25 protein-coding genes and 1 pseudogene are annotated in these 20,925 nt (G+C 70.9%); 12 read left to right on the forward strand and 14 right to left on the reverse strand.

Going from position 1 to position 20,925, the window contains the following annotated elements; all coding sequences use genetic code 11:
- Positions 1–172: 172 nt before the first annotated feature.
- Both ACIA5D_RS21575 and ACIA5D_RS21580 read left to right on the forward strand, forming a co-directional pair.
- Positions 173–832: a PadR family transcriptional regulator gene (locus tag ACIA5D_RS21575; RefSeq protein WP_396031926.1), complete on the forward strand. Its 660-nt coding sequence runs from the start codon at positions 173–175 to the stop codon at positions 830–832.
- Positions 833–1,004: 172 nt separating this feature from the next.
- On the forward strand, positions 1,005–2,207 hold the full coding sequence (locus ACIA5D_RS21580; RefSeq protein ID WP_396031927.1) for an FAD-dependent oxidoreductase: 1,203 nt from the start codon (positions 1,005–1,007) through the stop codon (positions 2,205–2,207).
- 19 nt (positions 2,208–2,226) lie between these two features.
- On the opposite strand, the gene alc is transcribed toward ACIA5D_RS21580, so the two are convergent.
- Both alc and allB read right to left on the reverse strand, forming a co-directional pair.
- Positions 2,227–3,222, reverse strand: a complete 996-nt coding sequence (gene alc, locus ACIA5D_RS21585) for an allantoicase (RefSeq protein WP_396031928.1) — start codon at positions 3,220–3,222, stop codon at positions 2,227–2,229.
- 4 nt (positions 3,223–3,226) lie between these two features.
- A complete protein-coding gene (allB, locus tag ACIA5D_RS21590; protein WP_396031929.1) occupies positions 3,227–4,537 on the reverse strand; it encodes an allantoinase AllB in 1,311 nt (436 codons plus the stop codon).
- A gap of 30 nt (positions 4,538–4,567) precedes the next feature.
- Between allB and ACIA5D_RS21595 the strand changes: the two genes are divergently transcribed.
- The 3 genes from ACIA5D_RS21595 to ACIA5D_RS21605 are packed head-to-tail and all read left to right on the forward strand — an operon-like array spanning position 4,568 to position 6,570.
- On the forward strand, positions 4,568–4,957 hold the full coding sequence (locus ACIA5D_RS21595; protein ID WP_396031930.1) for a hypothetical protein: 390 nt from the start codon (positions 4,568–4,570) through the stop codon (positions 4,955–4,957).
- Positions 4,958–4,960: 3 nt separating this feature from the next.
- Positions 4,961–6,046, forward strand: coding sequence for a protein-L-isoaspartate O-methyltransferase (locus ACIA5D_RS21600; protein ID WP_396031931.1), 1,086 nt, complete (start codon positions 4,961–4,963; stop codon positions 6,044–6,046).
- On the forward strand, positions 6,043–6,570 hold the full coding sequence (locus ACIA5D_RS21605; protein ID WP_396031932.1) for a DUF6817 domain-containing protein: 528 nt from the start codon (positions 6,043–6,045) through the stop codon (positions 6,568–6,570). The genes ACIA5D_RS21600 and ACIA5D_RS21605 overlap by 4 nt, the downstream gene beginning before the upstream one ends.
- Positions 6,571–6,672: 102 nt before the next feature.
- Here ACIA5D_RS21605 and ACIA5D_RS21610 read toward each other — a convergent pair whose 3' ends face one another.
- Positions 6,673–8,232, reverse strand: a complete 1,560-nt coding sequence (locus ACIA5D_RS21610; protein WP_396031933.1) for a phospholipase D family protein — start codon at positions 8,230–8,232, stop codon at positions 6,673–6,675.
- A gap of 89 nt (positions 8,233–8,321) precedes the next feature.
- Here ACIA5D_RS21610 and ACIA5D_RS21615 point away from each other — a divergent pair, with 89 nt between their 5' ends.
- Positions 8,322–8,489 (forward strand): hypothetical protein, encoded by a 168-nt coding sequence (locus tag ACIA5D_RS21615; protein ID WP_396031934.1) that lies wholly within the window; start codon positions 8,322–8,324, stop codon positions 8,487–8,489.
- Here the strand turns inward: ACIA5D_RS21615 and ACIA5D_RS21620 are convergent.
- The 4 genes and pseudogenes from ACIA5D_RS21620 to ACIA5D_RS21635 all read right to left on the reverse strand — a co-directional run bounded on the left by ACIA5D_RS21620 (position 8,479) and on the right by ACIA5D_RS21635 (position 10,960).
- Entirely contained in the window at positions 8,479–9,135 is a 657-nt protein-coding gene (locus ACIA5D_RS21620) for a class I SAM-dependent methyltransferase (protein WP_396031935.1), read from the reverse strand. The genes ACIA5D_RS21615 and ACIA5D_RS21620 overlap by 11 nt on opposite strands.
- 12 nt (positions 9,136–9,147) lie before the next feature.
- Positions 9,148–9,324 carry a hypothetical protein gene (locus ACIA5D_RS21625; protein WP_396032202.1) on the reverse strand — a complete coding sequence of 59 codons (177 nt, stop codon included), beginning with the start codon at positions 9,322–9,324 and terminating at the stop codon, positions 9,148–9,150.
- 370 nt (positions 9,325–9,694) lie between these two features.
- Positions 9,695–9,757: pseudogene (locus tag ACIA5D_RS21630) on the reverse strand (hypothetical protein); the annotation flags it as partial.
- A gap of 6 nt (positions 9,758–9,763) precedes the next feature.
- Positions 9,764–10,960: an aminopeptidase gene (locus ACIA5D_RS21635; protein ID WP_396031936.1), complete on the reverse strand. Its 1,197-nt coding sequence runs from the start codon at positions 10,958–10,960 to the stop codon at positions 9,764–9,766.
- A 51-nt stretch (positions 10,961–11,011) separates the two neighbouring features.
- Here ACIA5D_RS21635 and ACIA5D_RS21640 point away from each other — a divergent pair, with 51 nt between their 5' ends.
- Positions 11,012–11,758, forward strand: a complete 747-nt coding sequence (locus tag ACIA5D_RS21640; RefSeq protein WP_396031937.1) for an alpha/beta fold hydrolase — start codon at positions 11,012–11,014, stop codon at positions 11,756–11,758.
- 5 nt (positions 11,759–11,763) lie between these two features.
- On the opposite strand, the gene ACIA5D_RS21645 is transcribed toward ACIA5D_RS21640, so the two are convergent.
- On the reverse strand, positions 11,764–12,015 hold the full coding sequence (locus ACIA5D_RS21645) for a hypothetical protein (RefSeq protein WP_396031938.1): 252 nt from the start codon (positions 12,013–12,015) through the stop codon (positions 11,764–11,766).
- Between the two features lie 34 nt (positions 12,016–12,049).
- Between ACIA5D_RS21645 and ACIA5D_RS21650 the strand changes: the two genes are divergently transcribed.
- Complete coding sequence (locus ACIA5D_RS21650; protein WP_396031939.1) at positions 12,050–12,286, forward strand: hypothetical protein; 237 nt, start codon at positions 12,050–12,052, stop codon at positions 12,284–12,286.
- Between the two features lie 953 nt (positions 12,287–13,239).
- On the opposite strand, the gene ACIA5D_RS21655 is transcribed toward ACIA5D_RS21650, so the two are convergent.
- Positions 13,240–13,731 carry a GNAT family N-acetyltransferase gene (locus tag ACIA5D_RS21655; protein WP_396031940.1) on the reverse strand — a complete coding sequence of 164 codons (492 nt, stop codon included), beginning with the start codon at positions 13,729–13,731 and terminating at the stop codon, positions 13,240–13,242.
- A gap of 61 nt (positions 13,732–13,792) precedes the next feature.
- Between ACIA5D_RS21655 and ACIA5D_RS21660 the strand changes: the two genes are divergently transcribed.
- Genes ACIA5D_RS21660 through ACIA5D_RS21670 form a run of 3 tightly spaced genes read left to right on the forward strand, consistent with a single transcriptional unit; the run spans position 13,793 to position 16,624 of the window.
- A complete protein-coding gene (locus tag ACIA5D_RS21660; protein ID WP_396031941.1) occupies positions 13,793–15,169 on the forward strand; it encodes an alpha/beta fold hydrolase in 1,377 nt (458 codons plus the stop codon).
- Positions 15,170–15,216: 47 nt separating this feature from the next.
- Positions 15,217–15,657 carry a MarR family winged helix-turn-helix transcriptional regulator gene (locus ACIA5D_RS21665; protein WP_396031942.1) on the forward strand — a complete coding sequence of 147 codons (441 nt, stop codon included), beginning with the start codon at positions 15,217–15,219 and terminating at the stop codon, positions 15,655–15,657.
- Between the two features lies 1 nt (position 15,658).
- Positions 15,659–16,624 carry a pirin family protein gene (locus tag ACIA5D_RS21670; protein ID WP_396031943.1) on the forward strand — a complete coding sequence of 322 codons (966 nt, stop codon included), beginning with the start codon at positions 15,659–15,661 and terminating at the stop codon, positions 16,622–16,624.
- Positions 16,625–16,673: 49 nt separating this feature from the next.
- Here the strand turns inward: ACIA5D_RS21670 and ACIA5D_RS21675 are convergent, their stop codons facing one another.
- The 4 genes from ACIA5D_RS21675 to ACIA5D_RS21690 all read right to left on the reverse strand — a co-directional run bounded on the left by ACIA5D_RS21675 (position 16,674) and on the right by ACIA5D_RS21690 (position 19,843).
- Positions 16,674–17,081, reverse strand: coding sequence for a PRC-barrel domain-containing protein (locus ACIA5D_RS21675; RefSeq protein ID WP_396031944.1), 408 nt, complete (start codon positions 17,079–17,081; stop codon positions 16,674–16,676).
- 78 nt (positions 17,082–17,159) lie between these two features.
- A complete protein-coding gene (locus ACIA5D_RS21680; RefSeq protein WP_396031945.1) occupies positions 17,160–17,609 on the reverse strand; it encodes a hypothetical protein in 450 nt (149 codons plus the stop codon).
- Positions 17,610–17,762: 153 nt separating this feature from the next.
- On the reverse strand, positions 17,763–19,004 hold the full coding sequence (locus tag ACIA5D_RS21685) for an enolase C-terminal domain-like protein (RefSeq protein WP_396031946.1): 1,242 nt from the start codon (positions 19,002–19,004) through the stop codon (positions 17,763–17,765).
- Positions 19,001–19,843 (reverse strand): NAD-dependent epimerase/dehydratase family protein, encoded by an 843-nt coding sequence (locus tag ACIA5D_RS21690; protein WP_396031947.1) that lies wholly within the window; start codon positions 19,841–19,843, stop codon positions 19,001–19,003. Before ACIA5D_RS21690 ends, ACIA5D_RS21685 begins: the two co-directional genes overlap by 4 nt.
- Positions 19,844–19,939: 96 nt before the next feature.
- Here ACIA5D_RS21690 and ACIA5D_RS21695 point away from each other — a divergent pair, with 96 nt between their 5' ends.
- A complete protein-coding gene (locus ACIA5D_RS21695; protein ID WP_396031948.1) occupies positions 19,940–20,326 on the forward strand; it encodes a hypothetical protein in 387 nt (128 codons plus the stop codon).
- Here ACIA5D_RS21695 and ACIA5D_RS21700 read toward each other — a convergent pair.
- Complete coding sequence (locus ACIA5D_RS21700) at positions 20,323–20,925, reverse strand: Clp protease N-terminal domain-containing protein (protein ID WP_396031949.1); 603 nt, start codon at positions 20,923–20,925, stop codon at positions 20,323–20,325. The two genes, ACIA5D_RS21695 and ACIA5D_RS21700, sit on opposite strands and share 4 nt — an antisense overlap.

The raw sequence follows: 20,925 nt of genomic DNA on the forward strand, positions 1-20,925 counted from the left end.
GCTGGCCTGCGCATCGGTTGGCCCGCGATCGGCCGGCCCGCGCGATCGGCCGGCCCGCGCGCTCGGCCGGCCTTGCCCTACGATTACTCGCGTGCGTATACTCGTGCACGAGTAGCCAGGTAAGCAGAGCAGCACGTAGAGGTGAGCAGAGCAAAGCGTGGAGGAGGGCGACATGGCCAAGCGACGCCGAGTGGCGAACCTGATGGCGTTGGGCGTGCTGTCCACCGTCGCGTTCCGGCAGATGCACCCCTACGAGATGGCCGGCGCCCTGCGCGGCTGGGGCAAGGAGCGCGACCTCCAGATCAAGTGGGGCTCCCTCTACACCGTGGTCCGCAACCTGGCGAAGCACGGCTTGCTGGAAGAGGTGGAGAGCAGCCGCGAGGGCCGTCGCCCCGAGCGGACCGTCTACCGGATCACCGACGAGGGCCGCGCCGAGCTGATCGATTGGGCTCGCGAGCTGCTCTCGGTCGCCGAGCCCGAGCTGCCGCGCTTCCGGGCCGGGCTGAGCGTCATGGCGGTGCTGGGGCCCGACGAGGTGGTGACGCTGCTGCAACAGCGCCTCGCCGCGGTCGGGCGCGAGATCGCCGAGGCCGAGAGCACGCTCGAGGAGCACTCGCCGCGCGTGCCGCGGCTGTTCCTGATCGAGATCGAGTACGACCTGGCCATCCTGCGAGCCGAGGAGGCCTGGATGCGGTCGCTGATCGAGGAGATCACCGGCGAGACGCTTCCCGGCCTCGACGAGTGGCGCAAACACCACGAGACGGGCGAGGTCTCGGCCGAGATGCAGGAACTCGCCGACAGCAGCATCGAGCAGTACGGCAGGAGGAAGTAAGAACGGTCCCGGCGGCCCTGCTGCAACAGGAACCGCCGGGACCGGGCCTCGAACCAAGCCATGGCGAGCATGACCCCGTCCGAAGGCGGCACCTTGAGGATACCGGGGCCTTCTCCCATGGCGATCGAGCACGGCCGCATGAGGTCGTGCACGTCAACCACCAGGAGGAGCAATGAGCAAGCGTGTGCGCACGGCAGCGATCATCGGCGGCGGCATCGCGGGCCCGGTGGCGGCCCTGGCGCTGCACCGAGCCGGCATCGCGGGGACCGTCTACGAAAGCTATCCGAGCCCGGCCGAGGGTCTGGGCGGAACGATCGCGCTGGCGCCCAACGGCGTGGCCGCCCTCGACATCGTGGGGGCGGGTGACCAGGTGCGGCAGGTCGCCGACCCGGCCTACCGGCAGGTGATGTCGGTGAACGGCAAGCGGGTCCCGCTTCCGGGCCTGTCGGGGGTCGAGCCGCTGCAGGTGGTGCGCCGCAGCGATCTCCATCGGATCCTGCACGACCGGGCCGCTGCCGACGGCGTCCGCATCGAGCACGGCAAAAAGCTGGTTTCCGTACGGGAGGACGCCGCCGGCGCCACCGCGAAGTTCGCCGACGGATCGAGCGTCACCGCCGACGTGCTGATCGGCGCGGACGGCGTGCACTCGACCGTGCGGCGGCTGATCGACCCCGAAGCGCCGGGCCCGCGCTACACGGGCATGCTGGCGTTCGAGGGCGTCTCCCGGGCCGAGGTGGCCGAGGAGCCGGGAACCATGACGTTCGCCTTCGGCAAGCGCGGCTACTACCTGTACTGGCCGTCGAAGGGCGGCACGACCTTCGGCGTGAACCTGCCGGCCAAGCGCCCGCTGACCGTCCGGGAGGCCCGCCAGACCCCACCCGACCAGTGGCTGCGCAAGCTGGTGGAGGTCTACGGCGAGGACGATCCGGGCGGCGCCCTGGTGCGCGGCCTCGCGCCGGAGGCGCTTCAGGTCAACGGCGCGCTGTACATCATGCCGCCGGTGCCGCGCTGGCACCGGGGCCGGATGGTGCTGGTCGGCGACGCGGTGCACGCGCCGTCCAACAGCTCGGGCCAGGGCGCGTCATTGTCGATCGAAAGCGCCGTCGAGCTGGCCCGCTGCCTGCGCGAGCTCGACGTGCCGGAGGCGTTCGCGACCTACGAGGGGCTGCGCCGCGCACGGGTCGAGCGGGTCGCCTCCCGGGCCGCGAAGATCAACCACACCAAGGCGCCGGGCCTGGTCGCGAAGGCGTTGATGCCGGTCATCATGCCGATCTTCCTGAAGATCGCCATGAAGCCGGAGAAGACGGTCGGCGTCGAGCAGCGCTACCGCATCGATTGGGACGCGCCCGTGCGCAGGACGGCGGCAGTGGTCTGAACGAGGGCGCCGCCCGCGGTCATCGCGGGCGGCGCTCGACCGCCGAGCGGAATCTCTCCTCGAGATAGCTCCGGTCGGGCCGCCCGATCACCCGCAACCGCGCCATCCCGCCGTCGGGAAGGATGTCGAGCCGCACCCGATCGACCTGCCGCCCCGGCGTCACCGCGAACCGGTGCGGCGTGTCGGGACTGAGCGCGACCCGCGGCAGCACCTCGAACCATTCCCCGCCGTCGAGGGAGCCGAGCACCGAGGCCGCGCCCGGCGCGTTCCCCTTGAAGTGGCTGGTGTCGAGGTCGACGAATTCGATCTGCGATGGCGCGGCCAGGTTTACCTCGACCCATTCGTTGCCGTCGGCGCGGCGCCGGGCCGTCTCCCAGCCGTCGCCCATGTGCTGCGCCAGCCCCGGCATCAGCATGTTGTGCGGCCGGCCGAAGAACATGTTGCTGCACCCGGAGACCCGGCCGCCGGCGGCGATCGCGGCCACGTCGAAGACGGACGGCAGCATCGCCGGATCGGGCACCACGTCGCCGTGCACCCGCAGCCGCGCCACCCCGCCGTCCGGATGGATCGTCAGCCGCACGTGGGTGAACCGGCGGCGGTCGCCGACCGGGAACGGGTTGCGCGTGTCCCCGTCGAGCGACGACTTCGGCACGATCGGCACCCACGTGGCGGCCTGCAACGCGGCCGGCGCCGGATAGCCGTCGATGGCCAGCGCATCGATCGACGCGTGCGTGGGGTAGTTGCCGACGAAGAACGCGGTGTCGACGTCGACGCCGTGGATCACCCCCGGCGCGCCCAGCCGCACGATCGCCACGTCGTGCCCGGCAGTGCGCCGCCGGCGGGTCTCCCAGCCGTCGTACACCTGGCCCTTCTGGTCGAACGTGCGCGGCGAGAAGGTCGGCGCCGACGGCAGCACCAAGTGGTCCGCGGCCGCGAAGAACTCGTCGTTGGCGAACACGACGCCGCCGCCGAGCGCCCGCGAGGCGAGGTCGGTGCGGGTGCTGAACTCCTCCATCGTGCTACCCCTCTCGCATGAGGAAACGGCCGCCGGCCTGATCGGTGGTCACCCTGCGTCCGCGCAGCCAGGTCGTGCGAACCACTCCCCGCAACACCTTCCCGGCGTACGGCGTGACCGGGTTGCGGTGATGCAGCCGGCTCGGGTCGACCTCGAAGGTCGCGTCGGGGTCGAACGCGACCAGATCGGCGTCCGCGCCCGGCGCGATGCGGCCCTTGGCCGCCAGCCCGACCAGGTCGGCCGGGCGCCGGGCCATCCACTCCACCACGTCGGCCAGCCGGTGACCACGGTCGCGGGCCGCCGTCCAGATCACCGGCAGCCCCAGTTGCACCGACGCGATTCCGCCCCAGGCCGCCGCGAAGTCGCCGGTGTCGCGCCGCTTGAGCTCGGGCGTGCACGGCGAATGATCGCTGACCACGCACGTGATCAGCCCGTCCGTGAGCGCCCGCCACAGCGCGTCGGCGTTCGCTGCGTCCCGGATCGGCGGGCAGCACTTGAACTCGGTGGCGCCGTCCGGGATCTGCGCGGCGTCGAGCGTCAGGTAGTGCGGACAGGTCTCGGCGGTGACGCGTACACCCTCGGCCTGTGCCGCCGCGATGAGCGTTAGCGCGCCGGCCGCCGAAAGATGCAGGATGTGAACGCGCTGGCCGGTGGCGCGGGCGGCGTCGATCGCCGTGGCGATCGCGGCGTCCTCGGCCGCGGCCGGCCGGGAGGCGAGAAAGTCGGCGTACGCGGCCGACGACGCGGCGTCCCGGAGATGGCCGGGATCCTCCGCGTGCACCACGAACAGCGCGTCCACGGCCTTCAACGAAAGAGCCAGCTCGGCCGGGGAGACCGGCGGGAACTCGGGAACGCCCGAGTCGGCCAGGAACGCCTTGAACCCGAATACCCCCGCGTCGTGCAGGCCGGGCAGCGCCGCGGCGTTCCCCGGGATCGCGCCGCCCCAGAAGCCCACGTCGACGTGGATCTTCCCCGCGGCCGCCGCCTGCTTGATCCGCAGCGCCTCGACGTCCACGGTCGGCGGCAGGCTGTTCAGCGGCATGTCGATGATCGTGGTGACCCCGCCGGCCGCGGCGGCCCGGGTGGCGGTGGCGAAACCCTCCCATTCCGTACGGCCCGGCTCGTTCACGTGCACGTGGGTGTCGACCAGCCCGGGCAGCAGGGCCGTGTCACCGAGATCGACGTCCTCGGCGGCCTCGATCGTCGCGTCGTAGGCCGAGACCGACTCGATCCGCGAACCGGTCACGGCCACGGCGGCGGGACGTTCCGCGCCACCGACGACGGCCCGGCGGGACCGCACCACGAGATCGACCATGCCACCGACCTTAGACGTCACACTGTGGGCGTGACGCGCATCGTGACTTTGGTCCTCGTCGACCCCGCGGGAAAGCTGCTGGGCCCCCTGCCGCCGTTCGAGGCGCCGACGCCGTGGCGGCAGGAAGTGGGGGATTTCGCCGACGAGCGATGGCAGGTGCTGCGGATGCTGCACGCCGACGGCCGCGAGGTGACCTACCTGGCCGAGACCGCCGACCCGCCCGCCGGACTGCTTCCCGTCGACGTCGATCTCGCGCCGCACCCCCGCCGGGCTCCCTACACCGAGGTGGGCGGCCCGGCGGCGTCGCGCGGCCGTGACCTACGCCGCCTTCCTGGACGCCATCGAGCCCTCCGAATGGCCCTATCACGCCGACGATGTCCCGGCCTGCCTGTCCGCGGCCGTCGCCACCTCTATCGTTGACGGATGACCGGCCGGCGCGGGGACTATCTCGAGCAGATCCGGCGGGGTGGCGCCGACCTCCCGCCGGATCTTGCGGCGGCGTTCGCGAGCGTGCCCCGCGAGGCGTTCGTGCCCGACGGCTTCCAGCGCCGCGACGGCACCTGGGTGTGCCCCGCCGACCCCGAGTACCTCGCCACCGTCTACAGCGACGACGTGCTGGTCACCAAGGTCGACAACAAGATCCCGGTCAGCTCGTCGAGCCAGCCGTCACTGATGGCCATCATGATCGTCGCGCTGCGGGTGGCCCCCGGCCAGCACATTCTCGAGATCGGCGCGGGCACCGGCTACAACGCCGCCCTTCTCGCTTCGCTCGGGGCGACGATCACCAGCATCGACGTGCAGGAGGACGTCGCGGTCCGGGCACGCACGGCGTTGGCAAGGGCAGGCATCTCACACGTACGCGTCGAGCACGGCGACGGCTACGCGGGCAGTTCCGGCGACCGCTTCGACCGGGTGATCGTGACGGTCGGCATCGGCGGCGTCTCTCCACAGTGGCTCTCGCAGCTGGCGCCGGGCGGTTTCGTGCTCGCCCCGGTGAAGCACGCCGGCACCCACCCGGTCCTCGTCGTCTCCGGCCCGCCCGAGGGCCCGGTCACCGGCACCCCGGTCTGCCCGTCGGGATTCATGCTGGCCGCGGGGCCGCTCACCGCCGACCACCCCGGAGCGTTCCCGTTCCCGGCCGGGCCGCTGACCGACCTCCTGCCGGTCATGCCGCCGCGCTTCGACCCACCCCTCGGCGAGATCCAGTACCGCGACCTCTGGTACGCCGCCGGCGCCTGGAACCGCCGGGCCTCCCACGTGGCCGTCGCCGGGCGCGAACAGGGCTGCCTGGCTCTGCTGGACGAGAACCGCACCGGCGGCGCCGTGATCTTCCCGGATGGGAGCATCCACGCGGCCGGCTCGTCCGACCAGGTCGAGCCGGCCGCGATCATCCTCGATCGGTGGATCTCGGCCGGCCGGCCGCCGATGCAGGCCTGGCGGGTGTCGTGCACCCTGACCGGCGACCCGGACGCGCCGATCTGGGCGCCGGACGCATGGGAGTTGTCATGACCGAGGCTGTGCTGCGGTGGCTGTGCGCGCGGGGCGCCGAGTCGATCCCGCATGCCGGGGGCTCGCTCTACGAGCACCTGGGCCGCGTGGCCGATCGGCTGGCCGGCCACGGCGCTTCTGCCGCCGAGTGCCTGGCCGCGCTGACGCACGCGGCCTACGGCACGGACGGCTTCCCCACTAGCCTGCTCGGCGTCGCGCATCGTCACGTGCTGCGCGAGCTGATCGGCGCCGAGGCGGAAGAGCTGGTGTACCGCTACGGCGGCTGCGACCGGGGACGCACCTGGCGTGCCCTGCCCGCCACCGGGCTGATCTGGAGCCGTTTCACCGGCCACAGCGAGTCACCGGCGCCGGGCGGGGTGCGCGCCTTCGCCGATCTGAGCATCGTCAACGAGCTCGACGTGTACGAGCGGTCGCCGGAGATCGCGGCCAAGGCCGGGGACTACTTCCGGTCGGTGTTCCCGACGTGGGCGCCGGTGGCCTCACCGGCGGTGATGGCCGACGCCCGCCGGGTGCTCGGCCTTTGACCACCCACTCACCGCCCGGCGGTCGCGGCAGTGGAACCGGTGTTGCAGGGACGTCGCGTGGCACGGCGGGGGGATTCTGCGGTCCTCGTACGGAGAAATGGTTTAAAAGGTGTTTTGTTTCTTGAACCGCCACGGGCGGCCGTCCGGGTCGTAGAAGAGGCGGTAGGCCGGCAGCGACCAGAGCCGCTGATGCCACGGCAGGCGCTCGGGCGAGTGGGGGAACACGCGGCCCGGCGGGCGAGGCGACCCGCGGCCGTCGTCGCTCCAGGCGCGCAGTCGATCGGCCGTCGAGGTGATCGCCCGCACCGCCGAGACCGTGTCCACCAGGTCATCGTCGTCGGCCGGGTCGCGGTCGAGGTGCTCACGCATCAAGCGCAGGCGCAGCTCGCGGGCGAAATGCCGTGCCTCGCCGGTGGGCGCGCGGTCGTCGAGGGTCTCGTCGAGGATCGCGCACGAGATCTCGCTGTCGTGGGTCCACGAGCGACGGTTGAAGTTGTCGCTTCCCACGCTGCACCATGTGTCGTCGATGACGCAGACCTTGGCGTGCACGTAGACCGGCGTGCCCTCGTGGTTCTCGAGGTCGAAGACGTGGACGCGGTCGGGCGCGGCCATGTGACACAGCGAGATCGCCTGCTCGCGGCCGATCTCATTGGGTGGCAGCGCCAGGCGACCATCCACATCGGGGTGACGGGGGACCACCGCGACCAGGTGCAGCGTCGGGGTGGCGCGCAGGGCCTCGGCGAACAGGCGGGCCACCTCGGTCGACCAGAGGTACTGATCTTCCAGGTAGATCAGGTGCCGGGCCTTGCGGATCGCCTTGGTGTAGGCGCGGGCGATCGTGCGCTCACCGTGCGGTGCGAACGCGTACCTCGGCCGCATAGCCGGATATGTCCGTAGAACTTGGACATTCAGGGTGCCGCATGGCGCCGGGTCGGGCGGCTGTGGCGGGAGCCGGTCGGCATGCTCGTCGGCGTGTTTGAGGCGGTCCATGATCGTCGAGATCGGGCCGTGCTGGTCGAGCGGGGCCGTGTCGTTCCATCGCTCGCGGAAGGTCAGGTCGAGCGCGCCGACCACCGGCCCGCGCAGGGCGAGCTGCACGTCGTGCCACGGGGGATTTTTACCATATTTTCCGGACATCCGCACGGCTTGCGGATCGCCCAGATGCAGCGGGCCGTCCCGACGGCTGTGGCACAGGTCGATGCCGCCGACAAAAGCGACATCTTGCTCGGGAGAGCCGGGGCGACGGATGACGATCAGCTTCTGATGATGCGAGCCGCCCCGCCGCACCCGCTGATCCAGCAGAACCTCACCGCCGGCCGCCCGCACCTCGTCGCCGAGGTTGCGGTTCTCCTGCTCGCTGTACGCGAGCTTGTCCAGATGAGACCGCCACAGCAGCCCCTTGACGACCACCCCACGTTTGGCGGCGGCCGCGAAGAGGGAGGCAACGGTCGGCCCGTCGTCGCGCAGCCGCTCGTCCGGGTCGCCGCGCCAGTCGGTGAAGAAGAGGTGGTCACCCTCTTGGAGGCTGTCCACCTCGCTCGCCAGGCGGTCAAAATACGTTATTCCGTGAATAAGCGGTTCGGCCGCGTTTCCCGCGCACCACGTGGGTATGGAGGAGTTCGGGTTGCCGCGCTCCTGCGTACTGAGGAACCAGTCCACCAACGCAGCCCTTCTGAGGTCGACGAAGCCCTCACGGTATGCCCCTTGACCGACCCCCGCACTCTGGAAGCAACTCCCGGAGGGATCAGCCCATGAGCAGCGAGCCGCTCACGACCACGCCCGCCGACTCTGCCACCACCGCCGCGATCGCGACTGCCGCGGCCGGCGCTGCCGCCGCCGCTGCCGCCGAGAAGGGCCTGCTCATCGCGGTCCTGCTGATCGTCCTCGTGGGCGCCGGCGCGATGCTCTTCATGATCTGACCGCCCTGATCGACAGCGTCGTCGGCACCGGCGCGCCACCCTCGTGAAAGTCGCGAAGCGCGAACCCGGCGGCGAGAAACGACCCCAGCAGCGCGGGCAACGGGTAGTGGGTGGCGCCGACCCGATTGCGTACGCCCTGCGTGGTCCACGAATCCTTCGTCCAGTGACCGTCGACGTACCCCGGCCGGATCACCACCGCCGCCGGATCGCTGCGGTCCGCGAAACCACCACAGAACGCCGGATGCACTCCGACGTGGACGAACGTGCCGCCCGGGCGCAGGATCCGGGCGGCCTCGCGCAACACCGCCGGGTAGTCCGGCATATCGGTGTGCACCATGATCGCCACAACCGCGCCGAGCGCGGCGTCACGAACCGGCAGGCGCGTGGCGTCACCCTGGGCGACCGGCAAACGTTCTTTCGCGTACGTCAACATGCCCGTCGACAGGTCGACCCCGAGGGGCGTCCATCCCAGCCCGGCAAGCTGCCCGGCATGCACACCGGTGCCGCATCCGAGCTCGAGGACCGGCCCTCGCCCCGGCCCGAGCAGGGCGCCGATCGCGGCCCGGATGCCGATCGGGTCGCCGGGCGTGCTGTTCGGGAGGAATTCGGTCTCGTACCAGTCGGCTATCTCGTCGTAGGCCGCCATGGCGTCATGCTCTCAGCGATCCGGCGTTTCCCGCGCGGCGCGATCCCACGCCAGCACCTCTCGCGCGGTGGTCAGCAGCGGCGTGACCGGCCCCATCTCCGGCGCCGGCACGCGATGCAGGGTAGGCCAGACCTCTCGCTCGCGCACCAGCGGAAACCGCCCCCGCGAGGGAACCGGCACGATCTCCACCGCCGTCCCCGCCGCCTCCGCACAAACCCCGATAAGTCCAGAGAAGTCGGTTGTAGGGGCCGCCGCGGTGAATGCGCCGCCACGATCCGCTGCCAGCAGAGTGACCACCAACCGCGCCAGATCCCGCGAGTCGACCAGTTGAATCGGCTGCTGCGGATCCCCGGGCAGTTCCGACCCGGTCGCCCACCGCGTCCATCGCCCCCGCCACATCGCGCGGCAGATACGACGTGACGGCCACGGCCGAGTCCCATGCGCCGTCCTTCAGCGCGCCGAAGTCCCCGGCGTACCGATCGCCTACCAGCTGCTCCACCCCCGGGAACAGCGAGGCGTTGTGCCCCCGGTTGAACAGCACCGGCTCGTGCCCGTCCGCGAGCAGGCGTTCGACGATCGTCCGCCCGACGAACCCGGTCCCGCCGAGCACCAGCACCCGCATGAGCGCTCAGAGCACCCACTCGTCATCGCGGATGATCTCGACGGTGCCCTTGGGGCCCGTCCCGGTGACGGTGATCCCGTCCCCGCCGATCACCACATCGGTGTGCACGGCCGACACGTTCAGCCCGAGCCCGGCCCGCTCGTCCTCCGAAAGAGCCATCCCGCCCTCGACCGCGAACGGGAAGCTCTGGCCCCACGCCACGTGGCAGCCCGCGTTCTCGTCGAAGAGGGTGTTCCGGAAGACGATGCCGGCCTTCGCTATCCGGCTGTCGCGATCGACCAGCGACACCTCACCGAGCCGGGACGAACCGTCATCCGTGGCGATCTGCGCCCGCACGACGTCGGCGCCCTCATCGGCGTACGCGTCAATGATCTTGCCGTCCTTGAAGGTGACCTTGAGGCCGGTGACCAGTTGACCGAGGATCACCATGGGCTTGGTCACCCGGATCGTGCCGTCGGCGCGCCGGCGATCGGGGCTGGTGAAGACCTCCTCGGTCGGGATGTTCGGCATGTACGCGATGCCATCCGCGTCGATCATGCCGCCGCCGGTCCACCGCGCGTTCGCCGGCAGCCCCACCGTCAGATCGGTGCCCTCGCCCGCGTAGCGGACCTCGGTCAGCTCCAGCGCGTCCAGCTGCCGGGCACGCGCCGCCAGCGTCGCCGACCGCTGCTGCCACTCGGCCGCCGGATCGGGCGAGTCGAGGCGCATCGCCGTGCCGACCGCCACCCACAGCCGATCCAGGTCGGGCTCACCGAAGATCTGCTCGGCCCAGCCCGGGTTCGGCGCGGCCACCACGCTCCAGCGCATCCGCCCGAACAACGACCGCCGCCGGGCCTGCGCCTCGTCCGAGCGCCGCGCCGCGACCTTGGCCGGGTCGGCGCCGTCGAACAGGTGCGGGTTCGAGTCGCCGACCAGCGCGATCGACGCCGCGCCCTCGGCCGCCCACTCCTCGATCCGGGTGAGCGCCCACGGCCGGCTCCGCGACAACTGCTCGACGCTGAGGTGGTCGACCGCCGACCGCTGCATCGGCCCGTCGCTCCAGATGGTCTCGACCCAGCCGGCGCCGGCCCGATAGGCGGCCTCGACCACCGCCCGGGCGATCTCCAGATGCGCGGTGTCGGTGTCGAGCACGACACCCTGCCCCGGCTGCACGTTGACCCCGGCCCGGACCACCAGGTCGGCGAAGCGCTCGATCTGTCCCATGCCGGACAGCCTAGATCAGTCGCCGCGCCCGCAGGGGCTACCTTCGTCGGCGTGACTCTTGCCCATGATGCGACCGGCGAAGGCCCGGCCGTCCTGCTGCTGCATTCGACCGTGGTCGATCGCCGCATGTGGGATCCGCAGATTCCCGCGCTGACCGGGGCCGGCTTCCGGTCGATCCGCTGCGACCTGCGCGGCTACGGCGACACCCCGCTGCCCACCGCCCTCTACAGCGACGCCGACGACGTGCTCGCCCTGCTCGACGACCTGGGCGCCGACCGCTTCGCGATCATCGGCGCCTCGGGCGGAGGCGGGGTCGCGCAGGAGATCGCTGCCCGCTTTCCCGGTCGCGTGACCGCCCTGATCCTGCTCTGCACCGCGATGCGCGGCCTCGACCCCGGCCCCGAGCTGCGTTCCTTCTGGGAACGCGAGAACGCCCTGCTCGAGGCGGGCGACATCGACGGCGCCGTGGATCTCAACGTGTCCCTGTGGGTGGGCCCGGAAGCAACAGATCAAACCCGTTCTTCCGTACGAGCGATGCAGCGTCACGTGTTCGACATCCAGATGGCCGTCCCCGAGGAGCCGCCGCAGACCCGGCACGAGTACGACCTTGCGGACGTGACCGCGCGGACGCTGCTCGTCACCGGCGCCCACGACCTCCCCGACTTCCGGGCCGTGGCCGACCACCTGGCCACGGTGCTGCCGTCGGCCACCCGCCTGGACCTGCCGTGGGCCGGCCACCTGCCGAGCATGGAACGCCCCGACCTGCTGAACCCGATCCTCCTCGACTTCCTGCGGTGATCTAGCTAGAGCAGAGTCGTCAGCGCAGTGTCGGGGCCGGCGGCCTCGATGCCGAACTCGAGTTCCTCCCGCACGCCCTCGACCGTGTCGTCGTGACCCAGCACCTCGGGAACGTCGTTGCTGAGCTCCAACTGCTCGAGCATGTCGTACGCCTCGCCCAGCGTCGTCGCGCCCATCTCGAGCGCCCAGCGCAACGTGTTGCGGGCCGCGGCCGAGGGGGCGAACTCCTCATCCCATGGGTTGCTCACCGGCTCCATCTAACCAGCGCCAACCGAGCACCGGGCGGACGTCGTGGCGGGACCGATTCTGGTGAGCGCGTTGCTGGTCGCGGCCGTGCTCTCCTCGCTGGCGGACAAGGCCGAGTCCTCCGCGCAGGGCGCCTGCGGAAGCCGCCCGGCGACCGTGACCGCGATCCGCGAGGATCCGGTGCTCAATCAGCGTCCGGCGGCGGTCCGGCTCAGCGCGCCGATCTCGGCGTTCTCCTGCGCCACATCGCCGGACAGTGGGCATCGGGCAGGCCCGTCCTGATTCCCTTCACCACCTGAGACCGAGCTGCGCCAGACCGCGACGGGTCGCGGACGGCGCAAGTCTCCGCTGCGGTCGGCGCCGATTTCGCCCGCCGACGTGATCGGTATTCGCCGTCGTCGGTGGGGAGGCTCTAGAATGGTGTTTGCCGCTGCGGCAGAATGACACAAACACACCGCTGACGGAATGGCACGCACGACGGCGGAATACGGCAGGCGCCGCGGGTCGAATGGCGTGCGGTCTTGGTCGGTCCGCGGTTTTGGTCGGCGTGTACGCGTGACCGGGCCACGGTGACGGTCGTTCCGGAACGACCCGCTGCGGCCGGCCCGTAACCCACAGCTGCGCCGAGAGATTCGGCCCTGGCCGGGCGGAGACCATCTGCCCGCCCGCGGCCGGCGCGGCTTGTTCGGTGGGTGCCGGCCGTGTGGCCTGCTCGGCCGGGGCGGGCGCGGCTTGTTCGGTGGGCGCGGGCCGTGTGGCCTGCTCGGCCGGGGCGGGCGCGGCTTGTTCGGTGGGCGCGGGCCGTGTGACCTGCTCGGCCGGGGCGGGCGGCGCTACCGGCGCCGCTGGTTGCCCGGGTGTGCCCGCGCGACCCGACCAGAGCCGCCGCTCGGCTGCCGTCAAGGGTGAACCGTCGTCACCGCCGTGCAGCCGGCGCAGCTTACGCGCGTGCCGCTCGACAAGCCCCCACGCGCGCTGCCGGGCATGCACGCGACGGAACTCTTCACGCGCCGGCGAATAACGGCGCGCCCGGGTCGGATCACGCATTTCCGCTAGCTGGGACCTGGTGAAGAACTCCATCTGCCGCACCCCAGAATTATTCCACCCCAAAGAATCCGGCGGTAAGCCCAGAACCGACTTCGAGCATGCCAATCTCACCCCCGATTGGCCGCCGTCGACAATGGTGATATCCGGCCCGCTCCCGAAATGCCGGGACAGCCCCACCCGCGACGGCTCTAAACCTTGAAATGCAGGCGCATCGCCGGGTCGTGGGTGCGCTCGAAGCCCAGCGACCGGTACAGCGGCTCGCCTTCCACCGATGCGCGCAGGTCGACCTTGCGGATGTCCTGAGCGCGGAACCAGTCGAGCAGCGCGCTCACGCACAGCCGGGAGAAGCCGCGCCGCCGCATGTCCTCGTCCGTCGCGACGCTGAAGATGTAGCCGCTGCGGCCGTCGGGGTTGCCGGGGCCGCCCAGCCGCTGTTCGATCACGCCCAGGGCGCACGATGCCAGGCCCGGGCCGTCGGGGCGGTCCACGACGAAGGCCGCCATCGTCGCGGCACCTCGTCCGGCGCCGTCCGGGTCGGCGGCGAGGCGCGACGCGAGCGCCGAACGGGCCGGCTTGTGCCAGTCGTCGTCCCACGATGCGGAATGCAGGGACCGCAACATCACGGCACGTAGGCGCACCAGCTCGTCAGCGTCATCGGGGCCGGCGAGGCGAGCATTCATGGCACGCACGTTAGCCGCCCGGGGGCAGCGGGCCGCGTCGATTTTGCACTAACGTCCCACCATGGTCCGCGGCGTGGGGTTGCTTCCGGCGCTGGTCTGGGGTGTGCTCGTGGCCTTCTGGCGGCCGCGTGGGCCAATCTTCCCGATCGAGGCCGCCGCGATCATGCTGGGCAGCATCGCGGTGGGGGCGTTCGCGGGGCGCTACTACCGGTCGCGCTGGGCGATTCTGCTGGCGCCGCTGCTGTTCCTGGTCGCGGCCGAGGTCACGCGGGTGGGGTTCTCGGGCCCGACCGTCGACTACCCGCGCCCCACCGACCTGGGAATTCTCGCGCTGATCGTCGGGCGCGGCTTCGAGGCGCTGCTCACGCTGCTGCCGATGGGCGTCGCCGCGGCCTACGGCGCGGGATCGACGCGGCGCAGCCGCAGCCCCTGGCGGTGGGTGGGCCGCTTCGTGACGGGCGTGCTGGCCGTCGTGGTGGTCGCGATCGGGGTGGCGGTCGCGATCCCGGGGCGCGTCGCGCCGATCAACGGCGGCATCTCCGAGCTCACGTACGCGGGGAAGCTCGGTCTCATGATCAGGGGCGCTCGCACCGACCTCCCGATCCTGCTGTTCGTCCCCGGCTCGCCGGGCGGGTCGGAACTGCGCGCGATGCGCGAGCGGCTGGGCGCGCTGGAGCAGCGGTTCATCGTGGTGACCATGGACAGGCGGGGCGGGGCACGGTCGTTCGGCGCGCTCGACCCGACGCCGACTTTCACGGTGGAGAACGAAACCCGCAACGTCCTCGGGGCCACCGAGTACCTGCTGAACAGATTCCGCCGCGACAAGGTCTTCCTGGTCGCGCATTCGGGCGGCACGATCGGGGCGACTCTCGCCGTACAGGAAAACCCTGGGTATTTTGCGGCTTATGTCGGTGTCGGGCAGGTCGCGAATCCGACCGCCAGCGACCGGACGCAGTATGACGACACGCTCGCGTGGGCGCGGGCGAAGGGGGACGCCGCGCTGGTCGCGCGGCTCACGCAGGTCGGCCCGCCGCCCTACGCCAACATCTACGGGTACGAGCCGATGATCCTCAACGAAGATCGGGTGTACGGGTCGGAGAACGGCGACGCGCTGATCGAGAACGCGGAGGCGCCCGAGCTCGGCACGCTCGACAAGATCCACGTGGTGTCGGGCTTCCTCGATGCGTTCGACGCCTACTACCCGCGGGTGCGATCGGTCGACTTCAAGACCCAGGTGCCCGCTTTGGCCGTACCCGTCTATTTTGTCGCCGGTGACCGTGAGGTGCCGTCACGCGTACGCGAGCTCGGTCTGTGGAACGCGGCGCTGAAGGCGCCCCGCAAGGAGCTCGTCACGCTCAAGAACGCGGGTCATCGGTCAATGTTCGATCAGCCGGCGGCGTTCGTGGCGCTGATGGACCGCGTCCGCGGCGCCTCGTGACCCACGGTACCTTGTTATTTAAGATTTGAAAGAGTTAGAGTTTCGCCATGGCCGAACCGCTGACCGACGACCAACAGCGTGCGTGGCGCACGTTCATCGAGACCTCGTGGGCGCTGCACACCCATCTGGAAGATGACCTGCGCGCCCAGACCGGCCTGAGCATGAACGACTACCACGTCATGGTCGTCCTCTCCGAGGCGCCCGGCCGCCGGCTGCGCATGGGCGAGCTGGCGGGCCGCCTGGTGTTCTCGCCGAGCCGCATCACGTACCAGATCAACTCGATGGTCAAGCGCGGCCTCGTCCTCAAGCAGCCCTGTCCCGAGGACGGGCGCGGCCAGGAAGCCGTGCTCACCGACGAGGGGATGACCGCGCTGGAGTCCGCCGCCCCGCTGCACCTGGTCACCGTGCGGGACCGCTTCATCGACCGCCTCGAACCCGACGAGCTCGAAGTCATCGCCCGGGTTTTCGACAAAGTAAGGAAGGCCTGAGATGCCCGCCATCACCGTCGACGATGTGCTCGTCCTGCCCCGCCTGTCCACTATTGCCGGCGCCAACTTCCGCCCGGTCCGCCGGCTCACCACTGCGCCCTCGGGCTACGAGGGCGAAGGCTTTCCGGTGCGCCGCGCCTTCGCCGGGGTGCCGCTGAACGAGCTCGACCCCTTCATCCACCTCGACCAGATGGGCGAGGTCGACTACGCGCCGGGCGAGCCGAAGGGCACGCCGTGGCACCCGCACCGCGGCTTCGAGACCGTCACCTACATGATCGACGGGATCATGGACCACCAGGACTCGCTGGGCGGCGGCGGCACGATCACCAACGGCGACACCCAGTGGATGACGGCCGGCCAGGGCATCCTGCACATCGAGGCGCCGCCCGAGCACCTGGTGACCTCCGGCGGCCTCTTCCACGGCCTGCAGCTGTGGGTCAACCTCCCGCGCGCCGCCAAGATGATCACCCCGAAGTACCAGGACATCCGCGGCCGCGAGTCCGCGCTGATCACCACGCCCGACGGCGGCAGCCTGATCCGCATCATCGCCGGCTCGATCGCCGGGCACGACGGCCCCGGCTCGACTTTCACGCCGATCAACCTGGCGCACGTGACGCTGCAGCCCGGCGCGCAGCTCGACCTGCCGTGGCAGGAGGACTACAACGCGCTGGTCTACGTGCTCGCCGGGCGCGGAACGGTCGGCGTCGAGCGGCGGCCGATCCAGATCGGGCAGTTGTCGGCCTTCGGCGCCGGCGACGCGATCCGGGTGACGGCCGACGCCACGCAGGACTCGAACATTCCCGCGATGGAGCTGTTCGTGATGGGCGGGCGTCCGATCCGGGAGCCGGTGGCGCACTACGGGCCGTTCGTGATGAACACGAAGGAGGAACTGGCCCAGGCGTTCGAAGACTTCCAGAAGGGCCGCCTCGGCGTCGTGCCGGCCGGGCGCCTCCCGCACACCGATTGACCCGGGCTCTCGCGATCCCTGGACTGACGGTCGCCCTCACCGAGCGGGGTCAACGAGGCGGGAAGCCGGGATAGAAGTAGCCGGGCGTCCAGTACGGCGGGTAACCGTAGTAGCCGTACAGGTCCTCGTAATAGGGCTTCTGGTCGGCCAGATCGGGGTCGTAGCGGGGAGCCCCGGCGATGCGGTCCTTCGCGGAGGCCACGTGTACCTCGTCGTCGGTGACCCGCTCGATCGCGTCCACCGGGATGAAGGACGTGGTGGCGCCGAAGCCGAGGATGCCGCCGTGCTCGACGCTCAGGAACCGGACCGTGTCGGCGTCGACCAGCAGATCGGCGACGGTGCCCACCTTCTCACCGGCGCTGTCGATCACGGCCCGGCCGCGGACATCCTGCGCGGGGTCGGCGACGGTCTGGCCGGTCTCGCTCAACGGGGTGAGAGTGCCCAGCGGCTCTGCCATGACCGGGGAATACCCGGCCGGGGGCGTCTTCATGCGGAGCGCCGGCCTTGAGCAGGGCGGTGCTCCGCATCGCGGGCGTCAGGCGGCGGGCTCCAGGGTCTGGTGGCCGATCGGCTCGGCGACCAGGGGCTCGGCGGGCGGGGCGGCGACGGCCAGCCGAGCCACGGGCGGCGGCTCTACGGGGATCGGGATGGCCGCGGCGCCGGCGCCGGTGGGGCGCGGCTTCCGCTTGGGGGAGCGGGCGGAGGCGCTGCCGCCCCGGCCCGGGTAGACGTAGAGGCCGTTGACCGGGTCGGGCGTCGCATCGAGGGCCGCGGTCACGACGGGCAGGGAACGGAAACGATCCCACTCGTCGCTCTCGCGGAACGCCACCTCCAGGACGACGCCGCCGGGAATCACGGTCCACTCCCACTTGCGGGCGCCATTGGTGACGGCCGCCTCCAGGAGGGCCTCACCGTATCCGTCCTTCCACCGCATCGCGGGGAGGACGCCATCGCGCACCTCGATCGACCACCACCGCACGCTCATGTCATCGAAGGTACGCCTCGAACGCCCGCGGCTGGGGGCATCGCCCGCGGTGCGACATTTCAGCTTTGATGAGTTGCCGCGGGCCGCGCGCCTACTCATCAGAGTGCGCGCCACCCAGTGCGCAGCAACTCGTCAACGGTGAGTTGCGGCGGGTCAGGGGGCCTCGATGGCGCCGTCGGGGCGGCGGACCGTGGCGGTCCAGCTCTCGTGGGCGCCGAACACCGGTGGATGGACGGCCGCGAGCTTCTCGTCGAGGTCGATACCCCAGCCGGGGGCCGTGGACGGCCGGGCATAGCCGGCCTCGACAACGGGAGTGCCGGGGAAGATCTCGTGAACCACGTCGGGATAGATGTGGCCCTCCTGGATGCCGAACGCCGGACTGGTCAGGTCGAGCGCAAGGTTGGCGGCCGCGCCGATGGGGGAGACGTCGGCCGGGGCGTGCCAGGCCGTCTGCACTCCGGACAGCTCGCACAGGTCGGCCAGCTTCCGGGCGGGGGTCAGCCCGCCGATCGCCGAGATGTGGCAGCGCAGCAGATCCACCCCGCCGGTGGAGACCAGGCGCGCCGCCTCGGCGACCGAGGTGGTCAGTTCACCACAGGCGATGGGTACGGGCGAGGCCGCGCGCACCGAAGGAAGGTGGTCGTACTGCTCGGGCGCGATCGGGTCCTCGAGGAAGAACAGCCGGTACGGCTCGAGCGAGCGGGCCAGCACCACGGCCTGCTTCGGGGAGAGCCGGCTGTGTACGTCGTGCAGCAGCTCGACGTCGTCGCCGAGGCGGTCGCGGGCGGCGGCGAACAGGCGCGGCGTCTGGGCGAGGTAATGCTGGACGCTCCAGCCGTCGGGGTACGGCGCCCGGGGATAGCCGCCGGGCCGGCCGGGAGCGCCGTACGTGCCGAGGCCCGGTTGGCCCGTCTGCAGCCGTACGTGGGAGAAGCCGGCGCCGAGGAGCGCCTCCGCGTGATCGAGGGTTTCCGGGATGGTCGCGCCGGAGGCGTGCAGGTAGACCGGAACGTCGCCGCGCAGCCGGCCGCCGAGCAGCTCGTAGATGGGCATCCCGGCCCGTTTGCCCAGAATGTCCCACAGCGCCATGTCCACCCCGGACAGAGCGCTGTTCAACACCGGCCCCGCCCGCCAATATGACGAAAAGTGCAACATACGGGATATTTCGGAAATGTTCGAAATAGGCTCGCCGATCAGCAGCGGCGCCACGTGCGACTCGAGGGCGGCCACGACCGCGGCGAAACGCTGGGTGAAGGTGGCGCAGCCCAGGCCGTAGAGCCCCGGCGAGGAGGTGTCGATCCGGACCACCACGAGGTTGACCCCCTCGGGGGCGGTGACCACGGCCCGCACGCCGGTGACGGTGATGTCGTTCGCCTGACTCCAGGGCGGCCTCATGCCCGTACCTCGAAAACGAATTTTGCCTGGAAATCCAGCAGATCGAGCGCGGGCGTCACATCGATCGGCACCGAACGACCGGCAAAGACCGGGCGCGGCACCCCGGGATGGAAAGTTTCCAACAGCCATTCCGTCGGTTGCGGCGCCAGCGTCGACGGCGCCGCCACGTACACGACATGGTGGCCGGCCACCGCCGGCCGCAACGCGGCGACGAAAGCCCGCGCCGCGTCCCGATCGTCGAGGTAGCTCCACACATCGGCCGCGCCGAACTGCGGCGAGTGCGCGAATTTCGCGGCCGTCTCGGAAAGTCGGCCGTCGGCGGTTCCCACGAACGGCAGCCGCAGCGCCACCACGCTCATCCCGTACTGCCGGTGGATCATCAGCGACGTGGCCTCGTCGACCTGCTTCGACAGCGCGTACGGATCGGTGATCTGCAGCGGCAGGCCCACGTCGATCGGTAAGTAGGGCATGCGCAGCGGCGTCCGCGCGAACGGCAGCCCGCAGATCGCATAGCTGCTCGCGATCGCCGCCCGCTCGACGCCCGCCCGGCCGGCGCGGTCGAGCACGGTGAAGGTCGCGAGTGTGTTGTGCCCGAAAACTTTCTCGTCGGGATCGTGCAGCGGGGTCGGGATGGCCGCCAGGTGGATCACGTCGGTGACGTCGTGCAGCGCCTCGTCGACCACCTCGGCGCAGCGGGCGTCGCCGGCCACGACGCGATCGGCGAGCAGGCCGGGCGTCTGTTCGAGCACCAGCGCCGTGACCGGGACGCCGCGATCGGCCAGGAGGGTGAGCACGGCCGACCCGACCAGCCCGGCCGCGCCGGTCACGAGCACACGCATGACCTGAACCTACCCCGATCACGATGGTGCGGATCATGACCGCGACGAACGTGCCGCGCCGCCATTATCATCGAGCCGCTGCGTGGGGAGACGACCATGGCTTACCGGGTGGAGTACAACGGCGAGGACATCGAGCTCGCCACCCTCGACGCCGCCCTGAACTGCGCCCGCAACGCGATCGCGAACGACGTGGACCGCTTCGACGGCTGGTCGGTCGAGCACGACGAGGAGCTCGACGACTGGTTCGTGCAGGCCGTGCGCAACGGCCGCCGGATCGGGCCGGCCGCGGTGATCTCCGGACCCGGCGCCCGCGTCGTGGAGGAGTGGGAGCGCCGGGTCTCGTTCATCGGGCGTACGCCGGCCGAGGCGTTCGCCATGGCGGCCGACTGGCTCGGGCGCCGGCCCGACATCGACGTGCTCGGCGATGTCGGCTGGCACCACACGTCGAGCGGCCACCAACTGCGCATCTACTACCGGGGTTAGGCCGCTGCGTTCTTCAGCGAGTCTTCCAGGTCGGTGCGCAGCTTCCGGAAATCGACCTCGTGGTCGGCCAGGATGCGGGCGGCCAGGCCCTCGCCCTCGCGCAGCAGGCCCAGCATGATGTGCTCGGGGGCGATGAAGTTCTGGTGCAGGCGGATCGCCTCGCGCAGCGAAAGCTCCAGCAGCTTTTTCGCTCGCGGGGAGAACGGGACGTGCCCGCTGCCCGCGTAGAACTTGCCGAAGATGCCGCGCTTCCTCGGCGCGGGCTTGGGCAGGCGCAGCGAGCCGGCGCCGAAACTTTCCTCGATCGCGGCGCGTACCTTGTCGAGGTCGATGCCGATCGCCTTGAGCGCTGCGGCGTCCTCCTCGTCGGCCTCCGTGAAGGACAGATCGGGCAGGTCGGCGCCCACCAGGCGCTGGACGTCGGCCCGGGCGGTGTCGAGGTCGAGGGGCCGCAGCAGGCGCGCGACCGTGCCTTCCTCGGGGGCGAGCAGCGCGAGCAGCACGTGCTCGGTGCCGATGTGATCATTGCCCAGCTCGCGGGCCTGTTCCTGAGCGCCGATCACGACTTGGCGCGCGGCGGCGGTGAACCGTTCGAACAT

Source organism: Actinoplanes sp. NPDC051513, from assembly GCF_044454685.1.
GTDB lineage: Bacteria > Actinomycetota > Actinomycetes > Mycobacteriales > Micromonosporaceae > Actinoplanes.

Excerpts from the sequence above, each read along its gene's own strand:
- ACIA5D_RS21575 (WP_396031926.1), top strand. The coding sequence starts at position 173 with ATGGCCAAGCGACGCCGAGTGGCGAACCTGATGGCGTTGGGCGTGCTG.
- ACIA5D_RS21580 (WP_396031927.1), top strand. The coding sequence starts at position 1,005 with ATGAGCAAGCGTGTGCGCACGGCAGCGATCATCGGCGGCGGCATCGCG.
- alc (WP_396031928.1), bottom strand. The coding sequence starts at position 3,222 with ATGGAGGAGTTCAGCACCCGCACCGACCTCGCCTCGCGGGCGCTCGGC.
- allB (WP_396031929.1), bottom strand. The coding sequence starts at position 4,537 with ATGGTCGATCTCGTGGTGCGGTCCCGCCGGGCCGTCGTCGGTGGCGCG.
- ACIA5D_RS21600 (WP_396031931.1), top strand. The coding sequence starts at position 4,961 with ATGACCGGCCGGCGCGGGGACTATCTCGAGCAGATCCGGCGGGGTGGC.
- ACIA5D_RS21605 (WP_396031932.1), top strand. The coding sequence starts at position 6,043 with ATGACCGAGGCTGTGCTGCGGTGGCTGTGCGCGCGGGGCGCCGAGTCG.
- ACIA5D_RS21615 (WP_396031934.1), top strand. The coding sequence starts at position 8,322 with ATGAGCAGCGAGCCGCTCACGACCACGCCCGCCGACTCTGCCACCACC.
- ACIA5D_RS21620 (WP_396031935.1), bottom strand. The coding sequence starts at position 9,135 with ATGGCGGCCTACGACGAGATAGCCGACTGGTACGAGACCGAATTCCTC.
- ACIA5D_RS21635 (WP_396031936.1), bottom strand. The coding sequence starts at position 10,960 with ATGGGACAGATCGAGCGCTTCGCCGACCTGGTGGTCCGGGCCGGGGTC.
- ACIA5D_RS21645 (WP_396031938.1), bottom strand. The coding sequence starts at position 12,015 with ATGGAGCCGGTGAGCAACCCATGGGATGAGGAGTTCGCCCCCTCGGCC.
- ACIA5D_RS21655 (WP_396031940.1), bottom strand. The coding sequence starts at position 13,731 with ATGAATGCTCGCCTCGCCGGCCCCGATGACGCTGACGAGCTGGTGCGC.
- ACIA5D_RS21660 (WP_396031941.1), top strand. The coding sequence starts at position 13,793 with ATGGTCCGCGGCGTGGGGTTGCTTCCGGCGCTGGTCTGGGGTGTGCTC.
- ACIA5D_RS21665 (WP_396031942.1), top strand. The coding sequence starts at position 15,217 with ATGGCCGAACCGCTGACCGACGACCAACAGCGTGCGTGGCGCACGTTC.
- ACIA5D_RS21670 (WP_396031943.1), top strand. The coding sequence starts at position 15,659 with ATGCCCGCCATCACCGTCGACGATGTGCTCGTCCTGCCCCGCCTGTCC.
- ACIA5D_RS21675 (WP_396031944.1), bottom strand. The coding sequence starts at position 17,081 with ATGGCAGAGCCGCTGGGCACTCTCACCCCGTTGAGCGAGACCGGCCAG.
- ACIA5D_RS21680 (WP_396031945.1), bottom strand. The coding sequence starts at position 17,609 with ATGAGCGTGCGGTGGTGGTCGATCGAGGTGCGCGATGGCGTCCTCCCC.
- ACIA5D_RS21685 (WP_396031946.1), bottom strand. The coding sequence starts at position 19,004 with ATGAGGCCGCCCTGGAGTCAGGCGAACGACATCACCGTCACCGGCGTG.
- ACIA5D_RS21690 (WP_396031947.1), bottom strand. The coding sequence starts at position 19,843 with ATGCGTGTGCTCGTGACCGGCGCGGCCGGGCTGGTCGGGTCGGCCGTG.
- ACIA5D_RS21695 (WP_396031948.1), top strand. The coding sequence starts at position 19,940 with ATGGCTTACCGGGTGGAGTACAACGGCGAGGACATCGAGCTCGCCACC.
- ACIA5D_RS21700 (WP_396031949.1), bottom strand. The coding sequence starts at position 20,925 with ATGTTCGAACGGTTCACCGCCGCCGCGCGCCAAGTCGTGATCGGCGCT.